Origin of the sequence: Paraburkholderia sp. RL17-373-BIF-A, from assembly GCF_046030175.1 — a bacterium.
Classification (GTDB): domain Bacteria; phylum Pseudomonadota; class Gammaproteobacteria; order Burkholderiales; family Burkholderiaceae; genus Paraburkholderia.
On the sequence record NZ_JARESO010000002.1, the window covers coordinates 275,991 to 290,738 of the forward strand.

The 14,748-nt window shown below is 62.7% G+C and carries 15 protein-coding genes; 6 read left to right on the plus strand and 9 right to left on the minus strand.

Translation table 11 applies throughout. From position 1 onward, the window contains the following. Positions 1 to 112 precede the first annotated feature (112 nt). The 3 genes from P0D80_RS03220 to P0D80_RS03230 all read left to right on the plus strand — a co-directional run bounded on the left by P0D80_RS03220 (position 113) and on the right by P0D80_RS03230 (position 3,511). Complete coding sequence (locus P0D80_RS03220; RefSeq protein ID WP_408281108.1) at positions 113 to 787, plus strand: HAD family hydrolase; 675 nt, start codon at positions 113 to 115, stop codon at positions 785 to 787. A 301-nt stretch (positions 788 to 1,088) separates the two neighbouring features. Further along, on the plus strand, positions 1,089 to 2,051 hold the full coding sequence (locus P0D80_RS03225) for a response regulator (RefSeq protein ID WP_408281110.1): 963 nt from the start codon (positions 1,089 to 1,091) through the stop codon (positions 2,049 to 2,051). A gap of 23 nt (positions 2,052 to 2,074) precedes the next feature. After that, positions 2,075 to 3,511 (plus strand): sensor histidine kinase, encoded by a 1,437-nt coding sequence (locus P0D80_RS03230; RefSeq protein ID WP_408174975.1) that lies wholly within the window; start codon positions 2,075 to 2,077, stop codon positions 3,509 to 3,511. A 60-nt stretch (positions 3,512 to 3,571) separates the two neighbouring features. Here the strand turns inward: P0D80_RS03230 and P0D80_RS03235 are convergent, their stop codons facing one another. From P0D80_RS03235 to P0D80_RS03255, 5 genes are all read right to left on the minus strand, one after another. Continuing rightward, entirely contained in the window at positions 3,572 to 4,534 is a 963-nt protein-coding gene (locus P0D80_RS03235) for an alpha/beta hydrolase (RefSeq protein WP_408281114.1), read from the minus strand. After that, positions 4,527 to 5,036 carry a thioesterase family protein gene (locus tag P0D80_RS03240; RefSeq protein WP_408281117.1) on the minus strand — a complete coding sequence of 170 codons (510 nt, stop codon included), beginning with the start codon at positions 5,034 to 5,036 and terminating at the stop codon, positions 4,527 to 4,529. The genes P0D80_RS03235 and P0D80_RS03240 overlap by 8 nt, the downstream gene beginning before the upstream one ends. 182 nt (positions 5,037 to 5,218) lie before the next feature. Further along, entirely contained in the window at positions 5,219 to 6,184 is a 966-nt protein-coding gene (locus P0D80_RS03245) for an L-carnitine dehydrogenase (RefSeq protein ID WP_408281120.1), read from the minus strand. Positions 6,185 to 6,270: 86 nt separating this feature from the next. After that, positions 6,271 to 7,200, minus strand: a complete 930-nt coding sequence (gene cdhC / locus P0D80_RS03250; protein WP_408281123.1) for a 3-dehydrocarnitine:acetyl-CoA trimethylamine transferase CdhC — start codon at positions 7,198 to 7,200, stop codon at positions 6,271 to 6,273. Between the two features lie 40 nt (positions 7,201 to 7,240). Further along, entirely contained in the window at positions 7,241 to 8,197 is a 957-nt protein-coding gene (locus P0D80_RS03255) for a choline ABC transporter substrate-binding protein (protein ID WP_408281126.1), read from the minus strand. A 353-nt stretch (positions 8,198 to 8,550) separates the two neighbouring features. Here P0D80_RS03255 and P0D80_RS03260 point away from each other — a divergent pair, with 353 nt between their 5' ends. Beyond that, positions 8,551 to 9,576: a GlxA family transcriptional regulator gene (locus tag P0D80_RS03260; RefSeq protein WP_408281129.1), complete on the plus strand. Its 1,026-nt coding sequence runs from the start codon at positions 8,551 to 8,553 to the stop codon at positions 9,574 to 9,576. Between the two features lie 109 nt (positions 9,577 to 9,685). Then, entirely contained in the window at positions 9,686 to 10,012 is a 327-nt protein-coding gene (locus P0D80_RS03265; protein WP_408174965.1) for a DUF4148 domain-containing protein, read from the plus strand. 74 nt (positions 10,013 to 10,086) lie between these two features. Here P0D80_RS03265 and P0D80_RS03270 read toward each other — a convergent pair whose 3' ends face one another. Genes P0D80_RS03270 through P0D80_RS03280 form a run of 3 tightly spaced genes read right to left on the minus strand, consistent with a single transcriptional unit; the run spans position 10,087 to position 12,762 of the window. Then, a complete protein-coding gene (locus P0D80_RS03270; RefSeq protein WP_408281133.1) occupies positions 10,087 to 10,614 on the minus strand; it encodes a winged helix-turn-helix transcriptional regulator in 528 nt (175 codons plus the stop codon). Continuing rightward, positions 10,559 to 10,975, minus strand: coding sequence for a DUF934 domain-containing protein (locus P0D80_RS03275; RefSeq protein WP_132377723.1), 417 nt, complete (start codon positions 10,973 to 10,975; stop codon positions 10,559 to 10,561). Before P0D80_RS03275 ends, P0D80_RS03270 begins: the two co-directional genes overlap by 56 nt. Further along, entirely contained in the window at positions 10,972 to 12,762 is a 1,791-nt protein-coding gene (locus P0D80_RS03280) for a nitrite/sulfite reductase (RefSeq protein WP_132377722.1), read from the minus strand. Before P0D80_RS03280 ends, P0D80_RS03275 begins: the two co-directional genes overlap by 4 nt. Before the next feature lie 325 nt (positions 12,763 to 13,087). Here P0D80_RS03280 and P0D80_RS03285 point away from each other — a divergent pair, with 325 nt between their 5' ends. After that, complete coding sequence (locus P0D80_RS03285) at positions 13,088 to 13,276, plus strand: DUF2970 domain-containing protein (protein WP_408174962.1); 189 nt, start codon at positions 13,088 to 13,090, stop codon at positions 13,274 to 13,276. A gap of 41 nt (positions 13,277 to 13,317) precedes the next feature. Here P0D80_RS03285 and P0D80_RS03290 read toward each other — a convergent pair whose 3' ends face one another. After that, positions 13,318 to 14,733, minus strand: a complete 1,416-nt coding sequence (locus P0D80_RS03290) for an aminotransferase-like domain-containing protein (protein ID WP_408174960.1) — start codon at positions 14,731 to 14,733, stop codon at positions 13,318 to 13,320. Between the last annotated feature and the right edge of the window lie 15 nt (positions 14,734 to 14,748).

Below are 14,748 nucleotides of genomic sequence, written 5' to 3' on the forward strand. Positions count from 1 at the left end.
GGTTAGAACCTTACGCTACGTGAGGGTCAAGGGAATCGAGGCCGGATTCGCGCGACCGGCGAACCCCGGGACATGGCATATTGGCGAACGGAGTCATCAACAGGAGCACACCATGCGGATCCAGACCTCTTTCCTTTTCGATCTCGACGGAACGCTGGTCGACAGCGTCTACCAGCACGTGCTGGCCTGGAAAGAAGCGCTCGACAGCGAAGGCATTCCCTTGTCGGTCTGGCGAATTCACCGCAAGATCGGCATGAGCGGCGGGCTCTTCACCAATCAGCTTCTGCGGGAAACGCACGGTGAAATCAGCGCCGAGCGGGTCGAGCGTCTTCGTCATGCTCACGCCGCTGCCTATCAGCGATTGCGCGCGCAGGTATGTCCGCTGCCGGGCGCGCGGGCCTTGCTCGACGCGCTGACGCAAGCCGGAACGCCGTGGGCCGTGGCGACGAGCGGCCGCATGGAGACGGCGGCGCTCAATCTGGAGGCGCTGGGTGTCGATCCCGCGGAGGCGGTGGTCGTGACGCGCGACGACGTCAAATATGCAAAGCCGGATCCGGATCTGTTCATCGCCGCGGCCGGGCGGCTCGGCGTGCCGGTCGAAAACACGGTCGTGGTCGGCGACAGCATCTGGGACATGCTCGCGGCGCGGCGCTGTCGTGCGCTGGGTGTGGGCTTGCTGTCGGGCGGGTACGGCACGGAGGAACTCGAACGGGCGGGCGCACTGCGGGTCTACGACGATCCCGCCGATCTGCTGGAGCATCTGGACGAGGTTGCGTCGCGGCCGTAAAGGGCGGCTCTTTATCGCGGATTCCCAGAACGCATAAGCGCTGCCGTTGATCGCCGTGGCGAGTTCGCACGATCGGTGTCAAGGCCCTGTACTATATTGTTCAGCGGAAAACCGCCTTGGCGACCGGCGTGAGAGAATTCTGCCTATAAGCAGGTCCGAGGCGCGCCGGAATGTTCCATATGCGAACATGCGGGAACCGGAGGCGGCAAATAGGGCGCTGCCGTGCGGGTTGCTGTGACCCTACGGCGGGCGGCCTGCCGCGGTTGTCCTCCAGCGGGGGCGTGACGAACCACGTGAAAATATGAACAATTTTATCCGACCACCTGTTATCTATCCGTCGACGGTTGTTTTCGTGGATGACAACGACAGCTACCTCGACGCCCTGCGGCGTTTCTTTCCGGACACCGCCACCAATCTGTTTTTTACGCGGCCGCAAACCGCGCTTGCCTTCATCCGTCAGCATGCTCGCGAAAATTCGCTGGAGTTCGCGCCGGCGTCGGCATGCGTGAGCGAGACGGGTTTTGAGCGCTACATGGAAACCGCCGCGGAACGGGACATCCTGGCCCGCCGCTCCCGTTTCGCGGAAGTAGCAGCGGTGGTCGTGGATTTCGACATGCCCGGCATGAACGGCGTGGAATTCCTCTCGTCCATCTCCAATCTGCGCTGCGCGAAAGTGCTGCTGACCGGAGTCGCGGACGAAACCGTCGCAGTCAAAGCCTTTAACGCGGGAATCGTCGATTTATACCTGAGAAAGACGGATACCGACTCCGCTAACCGGCTGGCCCATTTCCTGAAGGACGCCAAAATCCGGCATTGTTCGGAAGGCGGCTGGCTGGCCTTGGGCGAGAACGGCATGACGTATTGCGACTCGCGAACGCGCAAGGTCATCGACGAGGTGGTGGCCGCGAACGGTATCGTCGAGTACTACTGGCGCCCGGAACAGGACGCCATTCTGATGTTCGATCGCGCCGGCAACTCGAGTGTTTTCGTCGCGTGGGCTGAGAACGACTGGATTTCCCAAGGCGAAATCGTCGCGGACGAGGACGGCCCGGCCGAACTCCTGAAGCAAATGGCGGTGCGCGAGGTGATGCCGATCTTCTGGCCGAACCTGGCGTATCGCTCCGGCATGACCGTCAGGACGCTGACGCCGCGGACCATTCCGGGCTGGGATGACGTTTTCTATTGCTGGACCCCGATCGACAGGGCCGACGTGGGCCTCGACCTCGTGACCTTCGCGCAATGGCGGAATGAGCGGACCCGCTAAAGTTTGCCGACACGTTGAGCCACATGTACGCCATTCCGCCTGCCTTCGTGTCCGCGATGTTCGTGGTGTTCGCACTGTACGTCCTGATTACGCAGGGCGCGACGCGTCTATTCACGCCGTTCATCCTGATGTGCGTCGCGACCTTCGCCTGGCAAGGCGCATGGACGCTGCTGTTTCAGACTGAAAACCCGCAGACCGCGGACCTGCTGGTCAGATTCGGCTACCTCTTCATTCTCTTTCTGCCGACAACGTTCTACCACTTCGTGACGGAGGTGGCGGCGCAGCGCCGTGAGCGGCCGATATTGCTCGCGTCGTACGGTCTGTGTTTCGTTCTCGCGATACTGCTGCCCGGTAACGAAGTGGTGGCCGGCTATCAGCACTTCTTCTTCGGCTACTATCCGGTCGCGGGGCCGCTGCATCCCGTGCATGTCGTGCAGACCGTCTTGCTGGCCGGGCGCAGCGCACAGCTTCTGCTCGCCGCGCGCCAGAAGGCGGAGGGCGACGCGCGCCGGCGTCTGGATCTGTGCCTGGCGAGCCTTTGCCTGTACTCGTTTGCCGCGATGGATTACGCGGTCAACTACGGCTTCGGGTTCTATCCGCCGGGCGTGCTATTCATCGGCCTGAGCCTTGGGCTGCTGGCGATCACCATCGTCCGGTATCACCTGATTCACCCGTATGCCGTGGCGGCGACCATCGCGCACGAGATCTCGACGCCGCTCGCGACCATCGGCATGCACGCCGACGAAATCGCCAGCGTATGGGGCCACGTGTTCAAGGGCTACCGGACGGCCGTCACGCACGGGCTGTATGACGATCACGACGAGTCCGGACAATCCGAGCGCATCGGCCAGCTTGCGACGGCGATCCGGCGCGAAGTCTCCGGCACCAGCGCGATGGTCGAAATGGCGCTCGCGTCTTTCACGCTCGATCGACTGGACCGCGGCGGCTTCAGCCGGCATTCCGTGCACCAGTGCGTGATGTCGGCGCTGGAGCGGTATCCGTTCAGCGGCGGCGAGCGTGAGCGTGTCACGGTGATACCCATCGATCCCGCCATGTCTTTTTCGGGCTCGGATACGGTCGTGGTTTACGTGCTGTTCAACCTGCTGAAAAACGCGTTGCATGCCATTCGCGTGGGTGGCGATGGCGAGATCACGATCAGCGCCGTTCAGGATCAGGACTTCTGCGTGCTGCAATTCCGCGACACCGGACCGGGCATCGCGCCTGATGTCCTGCCGTATATCTTCGACGCCTTCTTCACCACTAAGCGGCATGGCAGTGGCGCTGGCATGGGACTCGCGTTCTGCCGGCGCGCGACGGAGCTGCTGGGCGGGAGCATCGAGTGCAGTTCGATACGAGGCATTCACACGACCTTCACCGTGCGGTTGCCGGCACCGGACACGCCCGCCGATCGCGCACTGCGCAAGGCGCCCGCACGCTCGCCACGCCGCCGTCCAAACTGATAGTCCATGAGTTGAAAGCGGTGGCCGTTGCGACCGACTATCGGGTGGCCTGAACTCGAATTAATGAGCCGCGGACGACGCCGGCGTCGCATGGGTGGACAGAAAACGGCATACCTCTTCGTGGAACCTCTGGACGCCGGGGCTCGATTCGATGGCGCGCCAGCATCCGTGCACGAGCCCGGCGCCGATCAGGAGCCGCGCCTCGCCACCGGCCGCGTTGATACGCTCGACAAACACGCGCGCGTCGTCCCTCAACGGATCATGTTCGACGCCGATCGCCAGCGTCGGCGGCAGGCGGTCGTAGCGCGTCGCATCGAGAGGGATCGTCCACGCGGGGTAGGGCGGATGGGTGCCCCAATAGTGATCGCGGAACGCATGAACGTCGGCCAGCTTGAGCATCGGCGCCTGCGCTTCGGTTTCGCGTGCGGGCAGTTGCGGTTCGGTGCCGAGCATCGGATAGACGAGAGCGAGGCCGCTTACGCCTTGAATGGCCTCGTCGCGCAGCCGCATCGCCGCGCTGGCTGCGAGCGTGGCGCCGGCGCTGTCGCCTGCCAGTTGCAGCGGCGCGCCGGCATGCAGATCGAACGGCAAGCGCCCTGCCAAAGCGGCGAGCGTGACCTCCATGCAATCGTCGTGCGCGGCCGGCGCGGGGTGTTCGGGGGCTAGCCGGTAGTCGACTGCGATCACATCGAGACCGGTGTCCGCGGCAAGGCGCGCGGTCACGATCTGATGGCTGTCCAGCGAGCCGAGCACGAAGCCGCCGCCGTGAAAGTACAGCACGGCGCCACGCGACGCCTCCTGATGCCTTGCACGGTTGCGGTACAGCCGCAGCGCGATCGAATGGCCCGCGCCGGTTTGGAATTCGGCGTCCTGCGTCACGACCTCATCCGGCAACGCAGGAGTGAGTGCCGCGGCGTAGCGGTCGTAAATCTTGCGCTGTTCAGCTGGCGTCAACGAAGTTGAATGCCCCGGATAAATCGCGGCGGTTCTTTTGATGAACGCGGCAATCTCTGGCTCAAGCATGTCCACTCCCACTGGGCTTTGTCGTCGCGGGCAAGCCGATCACGCGGCCGGCGAAGGCGGCGGGCGGCAGTGCGGCATGAGCGTCGGCCAATGCCCGCACGTGCGCCGCGACGTCCGGATCGAATGCGGCGGCGCGCGGGCCGCTGGTATCCACGTGCAGCAACATCTGCTCGCCTGCTGCCACCGGTTCGTCGCCATCGCCGGCAAACATCTCGAGGTACAGATGCAGCCGTTTCGCATCGTGCCCGAGCAAGCGCATGTCGACGCGCACTTGCGCGCCTTCCTTGATCTCGTGCAGATAGTTGATATGCGCTTCGAGCGTGTAGATCGAACGCTGGCGTTCTTTGCGCACTGCGTCCGGCAAACCAATCAGGTCGATCAGGACGTCAGTCGCGAAGCTGAAGATCAGCATGTAGAACGCGTCGCGCAAATGGCCGTTGTAATCGACCCATTCGGCGCGCACCGTGTCGCGATAGCTAGGCAGGGCAGCGGGTTGCGGCATCGGCAATCGTCTCCGTAGTTCGTTTCAAAGGCGGCGGCTGGGGGCGGGGTCATGCGTCGCTGACGCGTGACGCGGGTGGCGTGCCATCTGTGGCTTCCACGCCCTTGAGTACGCGCGGCCCTTCCGCCGTTTCCGTGCTCTTTGGTCCTTGCGCGCCTTCCGGTCCTTCCGCGCGGTCCCCCTCAGTCAGCCGGCAGCATTCCATGCCGCGCCTTCGCCTCCGCAATCGCCGCCAGCACGCTCGTAATGCAATCGTCGCGGTAACGTTCGAGCTGTTTGATCGACCGCGGCCCGACCTGCTCGGCCGTGCCGTCCACGACCCGGTCGATCAGTTCGTCCGTTAGCTTCGGCGCTACCAGTTTAGTCCAGGGCAGCTCCAGCGCGGGTCCGAATTGCTGCATGAAGTGGCGCATGCCCGCATCGCCGCCCGCCAGCGTGTACGTCAGGAATGTGCCCATGAACGACCAGCGGATGCCCGCGCCGAAGCGGATCGCGTCGTCGATTTCGCCGGTGGTCGCGACGCCTTCGTTGACCAGATGCAATGCCTCGCGCCACAGCGCTTCGAGCAGGCGGTCGGCGATAAAGCCCGGCACTTCCTTGCGAACGCGCAGCGGCCGCATCGACAGCGCACGATACACCCGCAGCGCGGCGTCGATGGTTTCCGGCGCGGTGCTTTCACCGCCCAGCACTTCGACGAGCGGCAGCAGATACACCGGATTGAACGGATGCCCGACGATGCAACGCTGCGGATTGACCGCCCGCGCGTAAAAATCGCTCGGTAACAGACCCGACGTCGACGAAGCGATGATCGCATCCGGTTTCGCCGCGCGGCTGATCTGCTCGTGCAAGGCGAGCTTCAACTCCTCGCGCTCAGGCGCGCTTTCCTGAATGAAATCCGCCTGCCCGACGCAGGCCTCGATCGTATCGACGAAGCGCAATCGCTCGGGCGACGCACCCTCGGCAAGCCCCACGCGCAGCAGCGCCGGCCATGCGTTCGCGACGTTATCGCGCAACTGCTTCTCGGCGCCCGGCGCCGGGTCCCACGCGATGACATCGAGCCCGTGCGCGAGCGCGCGCGCCACCCAGCCGCTGCCGATCACGCCCACGCCGATTGCCGCGAATGTTTTGATATCGACGATCACTGCCATTGCTGACGTTTCCTTTTTGCCTGTGTGTTGTCTGGTTCAGAAAGAAGCGCGTTGCATCGAACGCGCGGTGCGACTCTCGCAATCGACTAAGCGTACTGTCCCACCGCGCGCCGCTCCAATTGACGCTCGCCACGCGCGGGCAGACCGAGCTTGCGGCGTCCTTCGGCGGGCGTCAGCGCGCGTGCGCCGAGCCGTTCGATGATTTCCACCGCGCGTTGCACCAGCGTGCCGTTCGTTGCGGGCACACCTTTGTCGAGCCAGATGTTGTCTTCGAGGCCGACGCGCACGTGGCCGCCGAGCAGCATCGCCTGCGCGACCATCGGCATCTGCATGCGGCCGATGCCGAAGCCGGCCCATTGCGCGCCGGGCGGCAGGTTGTCGGCCATCGCTTTCATGGTCGTGGTGTCGGCGGGCGCACCCCAGGGAATGCCAAGGCAAATCTGAAACAGCGGCGGCGCGTCGAGCAGACCTTCCTTGAGCAATTGTTTGGCGAACCACAAATGGCCGGTATCGAAGATCTCCAACTCAGGCTTGACGCCGAGTTCCTGGATACGCTGCGCGCCGGCTCGCAATTGCGCGGGCGTCGATACATAGATGTAGTCGCCGTCGCCGAAATTGAGCGTGCCGCAATCGAGCGTGCAGATTTCCGGCAGCAATTCCTCGACATGCGCGAGGCGCGTGAGACCCCCGACCAGATCCGTGTTCGCGCCGAAGCGCATCGGGTCTTCGCCGGGACCGATCTCCAGATCGCCGCCCATGCCGGCCGTCAGGTTGATGATCACGTCCGTGCCCGACGAGCGAATCCGGTCGACCACCTCGCGATACAGGTGCGGATCGCGGCTGCCGCGTCCCGTTTTCGGATCGCGCACATGGCAATGCGCAACGGTGGCGCCGGCCTTCGCGGCTTCGATGGCGGCCTCGGCAATCTGCTTCGGCGTGACGGGAATGGCCGGATGCTTGCCGACGGTATCGCCTGCGCCGGTGACCGCGCAGGTCACGATGACTTCATGATTCATGCGAACTGGTTCCTGTGGATGAAATGCGCAACGCTCGGGATCAGAGACCCAGATAGGCCTTGACCGCGGGCAAGCCTTCCTTGCCGTCGTAGGTTTTCACGCCGGCAAGCCAGGCATCGAGTACTTGCGGGTTTTTCTTCAGATACGCCTTGGCGGCATCGGCGGGCTTTTCCTTGTTCATGACCGATTGCATCACCACGTTTTCGAGCTGCGTCGAAAAGCGCAGATTGCTCACGAGCTTGCCGGCGTTCGGGCAGCGCGTCAGAAAGTCGGGGGACGTCAGCGTATAAACGCGTGCTTCGCCGTCGTTCGGGCCGAATACGCCGTCGCTGCCGGTGAGATATTTCATGTCGATCTGGATGTTCATCGGATGAGGTTCCCAACCCAGAAAGACCACCCATTTCTTCTCGCGGATCGCGCGATCGACCGAGACCAGCATGCCCGCTTCACTCGATTCGATCAGCTTGAAGCCGCCGAGGCCGAACTGATTGTTGGCGATCATCTTCAGGATCGCCGCGTTCGCGCTGCTGCCGGGTTCGATGCCGTAGATCTTGCCGTCGAGTTGATCGCGGTGTTTGGCGATGTCGGCGAAAGTCTTCAGGCCCGCGTCGTATTCATAGCTCGGCACGGCGAACGTGGCCTTGGCGCCGGTGAGGTTAGGTGGCTGCAGCACCTGGATCGATTTCGAATCGACGAACGGTGCGATCGCCTTTTCCTGCACCGGCCACCAGTAGCCGAGCGACACGTCGAGCTGTTTGCTCTTCAGACCGGCGAACGAGATGGGCACGGAGGCGACGGTCGTCACCGGCTGATAGCCGAGTCCTTCGAACACGGTCGACGCGAGCGCGGTGGTCGAGGTGATATCGGTCCAGCCGATGTCGGCGAAATGCACCGCGCGGCAGGCAGCGGGATCCTGAGCGAACGCCGGGAGTGCGGTAACGGCGGCGGCCGAGACGCATGCAAGATGGGCGAGCAGGGCTTTGATGCGTAACTTCATGACGTTCCCTCTTCTGACACGGGTGATAGCGTGTTTCGAACCGGGCCGCTTCGCCTGAGCAAACGAAACCAGGCGAAGCGGCCCCCGGACATGCGATAGGGCCTGTGTGTGTGATGCCTGAACTGCACGAATGACGTAACGTTAATGCCCCATATTCCAGCCAAAGCGACCGCCAGCGACCCGTTCTTGCTTCCACGCGACAATGAGGGAAAACCTGCGTCGCCCGCCTTGCGATGCAACATCGGGTCTAAGCGCGAATTTTGGCGTGCCTTGCCGGCCCGGCTGCTGCTTGCTACGCTCGCCGGGAACCGCCCGCGCCCGCGTTTTTTGTCTCCTGATCGAGTCTGAGTACGATGCCCGAAGATATGTCGTTCCTGTTGCTGCCGGGCTTTTCGGCGATCGGTTTCATGTCGGCGGTGGAGCCGTTGCGCGTGGCGAACCGCTTTCGCGGCGACCTGTACCGCTGGCGCATTCTGAGTCTCGACGGCGCGCCGGTGGCCGCCAGCAACGGCATTTCGATCAACGCGGATGCCGCCATCGGCGACATCGACGCGGCGCGGACGCTCTTTGTCGTCGCGGGCTTCGAGCCGCTCGCCTGCTACACGCGCGCGTTGGGTGATTGTCTGAAGCGCCTCGAGCGCGCGGGTACGACGCTCGGTGGGATCGACACCGGCAGTTTCGTGCTCGCGGAAGCCGGGCTGCTCGGCGGCGCGGACAGTGTGACCGTGCATTGGGAAGCGCTGTCGGCGTTCCGCGAGCGCTATCCGTCGCTCGATGCGAGCCAGGAACTGTTCGAGATCGGCGCGCGCCGCATTACGTGTGCGGGCGGCACGGCGTCGATCGACATGATGCTCGACCTGATCGGCCGCGAGCATGGCGCCGCGCTGGCCTCCGCCGTTTCGGAGCAATTCGTGGTGAGCCGTATCCGGCAGCGCTCGGACCATCAGCGCATGGAGATCGCGGCGCGTTACGGCGTGCACAACCGCAAGCTGATTCAGGTGATCGGCGTGATGGAACAGCACATGGAGGAGCCGCTCGCTCCGGACCAACTCGCGCAGGAAATCGGCGTGACGCGCCGGCAACTGGAGCGGTTGTTCTGTGCCTCGCTGAAGGACACGCCGACGCATTTCTATCTGCAGTTGCGCCTCACGCGTGCGCGCGAGTTGCTGCAACAGACCGACATGTCGATTACGTCGATTTGCGTGGCGTGCGGGTTCGAGTCGCCCTCGCATTTTTCGCGGACGTATCGCGCACGTTTCGGCGCGAGTCCGCGAAGCGACCGGCAGGCGACGGGCGGCCGAAATGCTGGTGAACTGGCGCCGTCACAGGTCCGAAACCTCGCTGCCGCACCCCAATTAGCGCGATTGTCGCAACAGTGAATTAGGTGATTTGGGGTTTACCCTATATACATTGACTCCTAGACTGTATCCATACGCTGCGGACACAGGTTCGCAGCATGGCAAAAAACAATCTCTGGAGGTAGGTATCATGAAATCCCTGATCGAAGCTGTTGTTATCGCCGCTCTCATTTCCGCTCCGCTCGCCGCTTTTGCTCAATCGAATCAGCCGGTTACGCGCGCTCAGGTGCGTGCGGAACTGATCCAGCTGGAAAAGGCGGGCTACAACCCGGGCACCGCAAACGACGAAGATTATCCGGCGAACATTCAGGCTGCTGAAGCACGTGTCGCCGCACAAAAGAGCGCTGCTCAGACGAGCGGTTACGGTTCGGCCACCAATGGTTCGTCGCAGGCAGGCGGCGGTTCGGACACGACGAACAGTTCGTACTCGGCTCCGGTTGTGAATTACGGTCGTTAATCGATCGCGTAGTGTGTAGTTGCTGTAGCAGGGCGCTGGATTGATTGGCATGCCAACCGTGATATGTCCAGCGCCTATGAAACGGCCTGACACGTGGACCGTCCGATCTTATGGTCATACGCGTGATTACTGGCCTCGATGGAGTCGATGGAACATTCGGCCCATCGCTTCAACTCGGTGACAATCGGCAGCACGGTGCGAGCGAGCGGACTTAAGCGATACTCGATACGCGCCGGATGCTGGTCGTCGACGTATCGCTCGACAAGCCCATCTCTTTCCATCGATCTCAGCGTCTGAGAAAGCATTTTGTCGGAGACACCGTCTAATCGACGTCTGATCTCGGCAAAGCGCAGAGGCTTCTCACGCAATGCGATCATCGCCAATACGGTCCACTTTTGACCGAGGCGTGCGAGAGCGAGTCGGGACGGACAAGCTCCCGAAAATGCATCTGGCGGCGATCCGCTATCTCGCGACACAATTTGCGTTACGCAGTAGTCCCCAGATATTGCGGTGCTTGTAGATACCACCCGCATGTCTCTTGCGCCGTCACTCATCCTTGTTCCCGGCACCTGGTCGCACAAAGGGCGCATCGTGAATAACATCGCCCTGATAAAACGCCGGGAAGCGGTCGAGTTGGCGCTGCGCGTCCTCTGGATCGATGCCGTCTTTGAGTACCGCACTTGAGAAGCCGGTTCGCTCCATCTGAATCAACTGATCGACGAGCACGTCGCCTGTTGCTCGCAGATCGCCTTTGAAACCCAGGCGGCGGCGCAGGAGATACGCCTGGCTGTATGCCCGGCCGTCGGTGAAACTAGGGAAGTGCAACTCCACGCGCGCAGCAGTCGCGATTGCGTCTTTTTGCTCGATCGGGTCATCGTCGTTTGCCAGAGAGACAACTTGCCGGGACGGGTCCGATGCATGCTCGGGCAACGTGAGCAACCTGATACGTGTCATGCCGTTCATGCCGTTTTCTCCATGAGCGTGCGCACGCGATCCGCGGCTGTCCTGAACGGTTCGATGCCTGCCCGTCGAACCGTTTCGATGAACGACTCGCGCCTCTCGCCAACCGTCGCTCGCATGTCGAGGTAAGCGGACAGCAGCGCGTCGATGACCTCGGGCACCTCGACGGCGGAAAACGACGGGCCGATGACCTTGCCCGCTTGCGCGCGGCCACTGGCGCTCGAACCGTCCGAGCCGCCCAACGTCACCTGGTACCACTCCTTGCCATCCTTGTCGACACCGAGGATGCCGATATGCCCGCTATGGTGATGGCCGCACGAATTGATGCAGCCGCTGATATGCAGATCGATTTCGCCGATATCGTTGAGTTCGTCCAGATCCTGATAGCGCTCGGTAATGGCCTCAGCAACCGGAATGGAACGGGCATTGGCGAGCGCACAGAAATCGCCACCCGGGCAAGCGATCATGTCCGTCAGCAAATTCACGTTGGCGCTCGCGAGTCCTGCCTCGCGCGCGGCTTCCCAGAGCGGCAGGAGGTCGTTGACATGCACCCAGGGCAGCACGACATTCTGCGTGTGCGTGACACGCGCTTCGCCCGCCGAGAACCGCTCGGCCAGGTCGGCTACGCGGTCGAGCTGTTGCGCCGATGCGTCGCCGGGCGCTTGCAGAAGGCGTTTGAACGACAGCGTGACAATCCGCAAGCGCTGGTTCCTGTGCGGCGCGACATTGCGCTCGAGCCAGCGCTCGAATTGCGGCGTCTCGAGGGCCACGTCGTTTGACGTTGCGATCGCTTCGAGGTCGACCGGCGCATCCACGGAAGGCAGTTGGGGTAGAGCGAAGCACGCGCTGACGCGCTCGAGTTCGGCCAGCGGAATAGTGTGAGGGCCGCCGTCGAGCTCGACGATCTGGCGGAACTCTTCCTCGACGCCGTCGATGTAACGTTGACCTTCTGCCTTCACCAGGATCTTGATGCGCGCCTTGTACTTATTATCGCGGCGGCCGTACTGGTTGTAGACGCGCACCACCGCCTCGATGTAATTCATGATGTGCTGCCACGGCAAAAACTCACGCAGCACGGTGCCGATAACAGGAGTGCGGCCCATCCCGCCGCCCACCGTGACGCGAAATCCCAGTTCGCCCGCCTCGTTACGCAGCAGACGAAGGCCGACGTCATGCCAGTCCGTCGCGGCGCGGTCTTCGCTCGCACCGGTGACCGCGATCTTGAACTTGCGCGGCAGGAAGGCGAACTCGGGATGCAGGGTCGTCCACTGCCGCATGATTTCGGCGAACGGACGCGGGTCGGCAATTTCATCAGGCGCGACACCCGCGCGTTCGTCGCAGGAAATGTTGCGAATGCAGTTGCCGCTCGTCTGAATGCCGTGCATGTCGACGCTGGCGAGCAAGTCCATCACGTCCGCGGCCTTCGAGAGCGGAATCCAGTTGAACTGCACGTTGGTGCGCGTCGTGAAATGCGCATAGTTCGTGGGCAAGCGGACGGTGCCGAGCTTACGCTGCGCTTCGCTGGCGAGCCGGTAGACCTCGGCCTCCGGTTCATCGTATTCGCGCGCAATCCGGGCGAGCATGCGCAGCTGCCTGCTCGACAACTCTCCGTATGGGATCGCCACGCGCAGCATCGGCGCATGCCGCTGCACATACCAGCCGTTCTGAAGACGCAGCGGACGAAAGTCGTCCTCACTGAGCTTGCCGGACTGCCAGCGTTCGATCTGGTCGCGAAACTGCGCAGCGCGGCTGCGCACGAATGATTTGTCAAACTCGGTGTATTGGTACATGGTCCGGTGCGACTACCGCCCTACATGGCGCAGTCTGGCTGAGCGTCGGTTTCGTGGAAGGAGCCGTGGTCGCATCGGCGGCACCTGCTGTGCCGCGCTTGCCCCGAGGGCTTCTGGCGAACGATAGAGGCAATGGTGGACGCTGAAAAGCAGCAGATGCCGCTGAAAACACGCTAGCAGATGGTGAGTGAACCGGCGGCCCGGCGGACGGTCGGTCGCGCAAGACTGCTGCGCTGGAATTGATCGCAACTGCTACTGTTATGCGTGACCTGACGGGCTCAGACTATCGCGTGAGATACAACAACCCTGCCTTGAAGGTGATGCCATGAACCTCTTGAAGATGACGCGAATCGTGCTGTGGAGTTTTTTCGGCATCCGCCGTGGCGCGTCGCATCAGGCCGATATGGCGGGCGTCAAGCTGCCCCTGTTGCCGCTAGTCGCGGTAGTCCTCGCTGCCGGATTCGGCGCGACGCTGTTTGCACTCGCGAAGCTTGCGGTCAACGTGGCGCATTGAGGCTTGCGGTGCATTCGCGGGAAGAGCGTGGTGAACGTGGTTTATCGGCTCGCCTGATCGAGCAGCGAACCCAGCGTTAGGACAGCGTTTTCCGTGCTGTCGCTCCACGGATGACCGAAGTTCAACCGGATATGGTTCCGGAATTCGTGCCGCGCGGAGAAAATCGGACCGGGCGCAATGCTGATGCCGTTCTCTATCGCAAGGCGGTGCAACTGCATCGCGTCGACATGCGACGGCAGCCGGAGCCACAGAAAATAGCCGCCGGACGGCAGTGTCCAATGCGAATCGGCCGGCATGCAGCGGCGCAGCGCACTGTCCATCGAGGCGAGCTGATTGCGGAACGCGCCACGCAGTTTCCGCAGATGCTTGTCGTACCCGCCGTGCTGAAGATAGTCCGCTATGGCTGCCTGGGCGGGAATGCTCGCCGACAACGTGGTCATCAACTTCAGGCGCTGCACCTTCTCGGCAAAACGTCCCGCCGCGACCCAGCCAATGCGGTATCCCGGTGCGAGCGTCTTTGAAAATGAACTGCAGTGCATCACCAGCCCTTTTGTGTCGAAGGCGATGGCGGGCAGCGGGTAGGTCGCCGCATGATGCAGTTCGCCGTACACGTCATCTTCGATGAGCGGCACGTCATGCCGGGCGAGCAGTTCGACCAGCGCTTTCTTTTTGTCCTGCGGCATCGCCGCGCCGGTCGGATTCTGATAGTTGGTCATGAACCAGCATGCGCGGATCGGGTGCTTGTCGAGCGCATCCGAGAGCGCTTGCAAATCGATGCCCGAAACGGGATCGACTGGAATCTCCACGGCTCGCAGATCGAGCCGCTCGATGGCCTGCAGTGCCGCGTAAAAACCGGGCGATTCGATCGCGACCACGTCGCCGGGACGCGTCACGGCCATCAAACACAGGTTCAGTGCTTCCAGCGCGCCATTGGTGACGACAAGCTGCTCCATCGGTTGAGCAACGCCCATCCCCATGTAACGCAGCGATATCTGGCGACGCAATGGTTCATTGCCCGGCGGAAGATCGACGACGGTGCTCCACGGACTGATCAGACGGCTCGAATGCCCGAGCGATCTGGCAAGACGCTGGAGGGGAAACAACTGCGGCGACGGAAAGGCCGAACCGAACGGAACCACGTTGGGATGCTTCGCGGCTTCGAGCACCGAGAAGACAAGATCGCTGATCTCGACCTTGGCGGACTCCAGCGCGACCTGAGGGCGGGCCGCCGGTTGCTGCTTGAGCGCGGCACCCGGCGCCACATAGTAGCCAGAGCGTTCACGTGCTCGAATCAAACCCCACTCTTCGAGAAGGTAGTAGGCGCGAAACACGGTGGACTGGCTGACGCCGTGCTGTGTGGTGAGGTGCCGCAAAGATGGCATGCGGGTGCCGACCGGACGGCTGCCCGAGCGAATTTCATCGGCCATGGTGTTGGCCAGCATTTCGAAGCGTTTCATTTAACGGTCGTTATT

What these genes read in the sequence shown, in the direction of transcription:
- P0D80_RS03220 (WP_408281108.1), top strand. Translation starts at nt 113, where the DNA reads ATGCGGATCCAGACCTCTTTCCTTTTCGATCTCGACGGAACGCTGGTC.
- P0D80_RS03245 (WP_408281120.1), bottom strand. Translation starts at nt 6,184, where the DNA reads ATGGCAGTGATCGTCGATATCAAAACATTCGCGGCAATCGGCGTGGGC.
- P0D80_RS03275 (WP_132377723.1), bottom strand. Translation starts at nt 10,975, where the DNA reads ATGAACGGCATGACACGTATCAGGTTGCTCACGTTGCCCGAGCATGCA.
- P0D80_RS03260 (WP_408281129.1), top strand. Translation starts at nt 8,551, where the DNA reads ATGCCCGAAGATATGTCGTTCCTGTTGCTGCCGGGCTTTTCGGCGATC.
- P0D80_RS03285 (WP_408174962.1), top strand. Translation starts at nt 13,088, where the DNA reads ATGAACCTCTTGAAGATGACGCGAATCGTGCTGTGGAGTTTTTTCGGC.
- P0D80_RS03280 (WP_132377722.1), bottom strand. Translation starts at nt 12,762, where the DNA reads ATGTACCAATACACCGAGTTTGACAAATCATTCGTGCGCAGCCGCGCT.
- P0D80_RS03230 (WP_408174975.1), top strand. Translation starts at nt 2,075, where the DNA reads ATGTACGCCATTCCGCCTGCCTTCGTGTCCGCGATGTTCGTGGTGTTC.
- P0D80_RS03270 (WP_408281133.1), bottom strand. Translation starts at nt 10,614, where the DNA reads ATGTTATTCACGATGCGCCCTTTGTGCGACCAGGTGCCGGGAACAAGG.
- P0D80_RS03265 (WP_408174965.1), top strand. Translation starts at nt 9,686, where the DNA reads ATGAAATCCCTGATCGAAGCTGTTGTTATCGCCGCTCTCATTTCCGCT.
- cdhC (WP_408281123.1), bottom strand. Translation starts at nt 7,200, where the DNA reads ATGAATCATGAAGTCATCGTGACCTGCGCGGTCACCGGCGCAGGCGAT.
- P0D80_RS03290 (WP_408174960.1), bottom strand. Translation starts at nt 14,733, where the DNA reads ATGAAACGCTTCGAAATGCTGGCCAACACCATGGCCGATGAAATTCGC.
- P0D80_RS03235 (WP_408281114.1), bottom strand. Translation starts at nt 4,534, where the DNA reads ATGCTTGAGCCAGAGATTGCCGCGTTCATCAAAAGAACCGCCGCGATT.
- P0D80_RS03240 (WP_408281117.1), bottom strand. Translation starts at nt 5,036, where the DNA reads ATGCCGCAACCCGCTGCCCTGCCTAGCTATCGCGACACGGTGCGCGCC.
- P0D80_RS03225 (WP_408281110.1), top strand. Translation starts at nt 1,089, where the DNA reads ATGAACAATTTTATCCGACCACCTGTTATCTATCCGTCGACGGTTGTT.
- P0D80_RS03255 (WP_408281126.1), bottom strand. Translation starts at nt 8,197, where the DNA reads ATGAAGTTACGCATCAAAGCCCTGCTCGCCCATCTTGCATGCGTCTCG.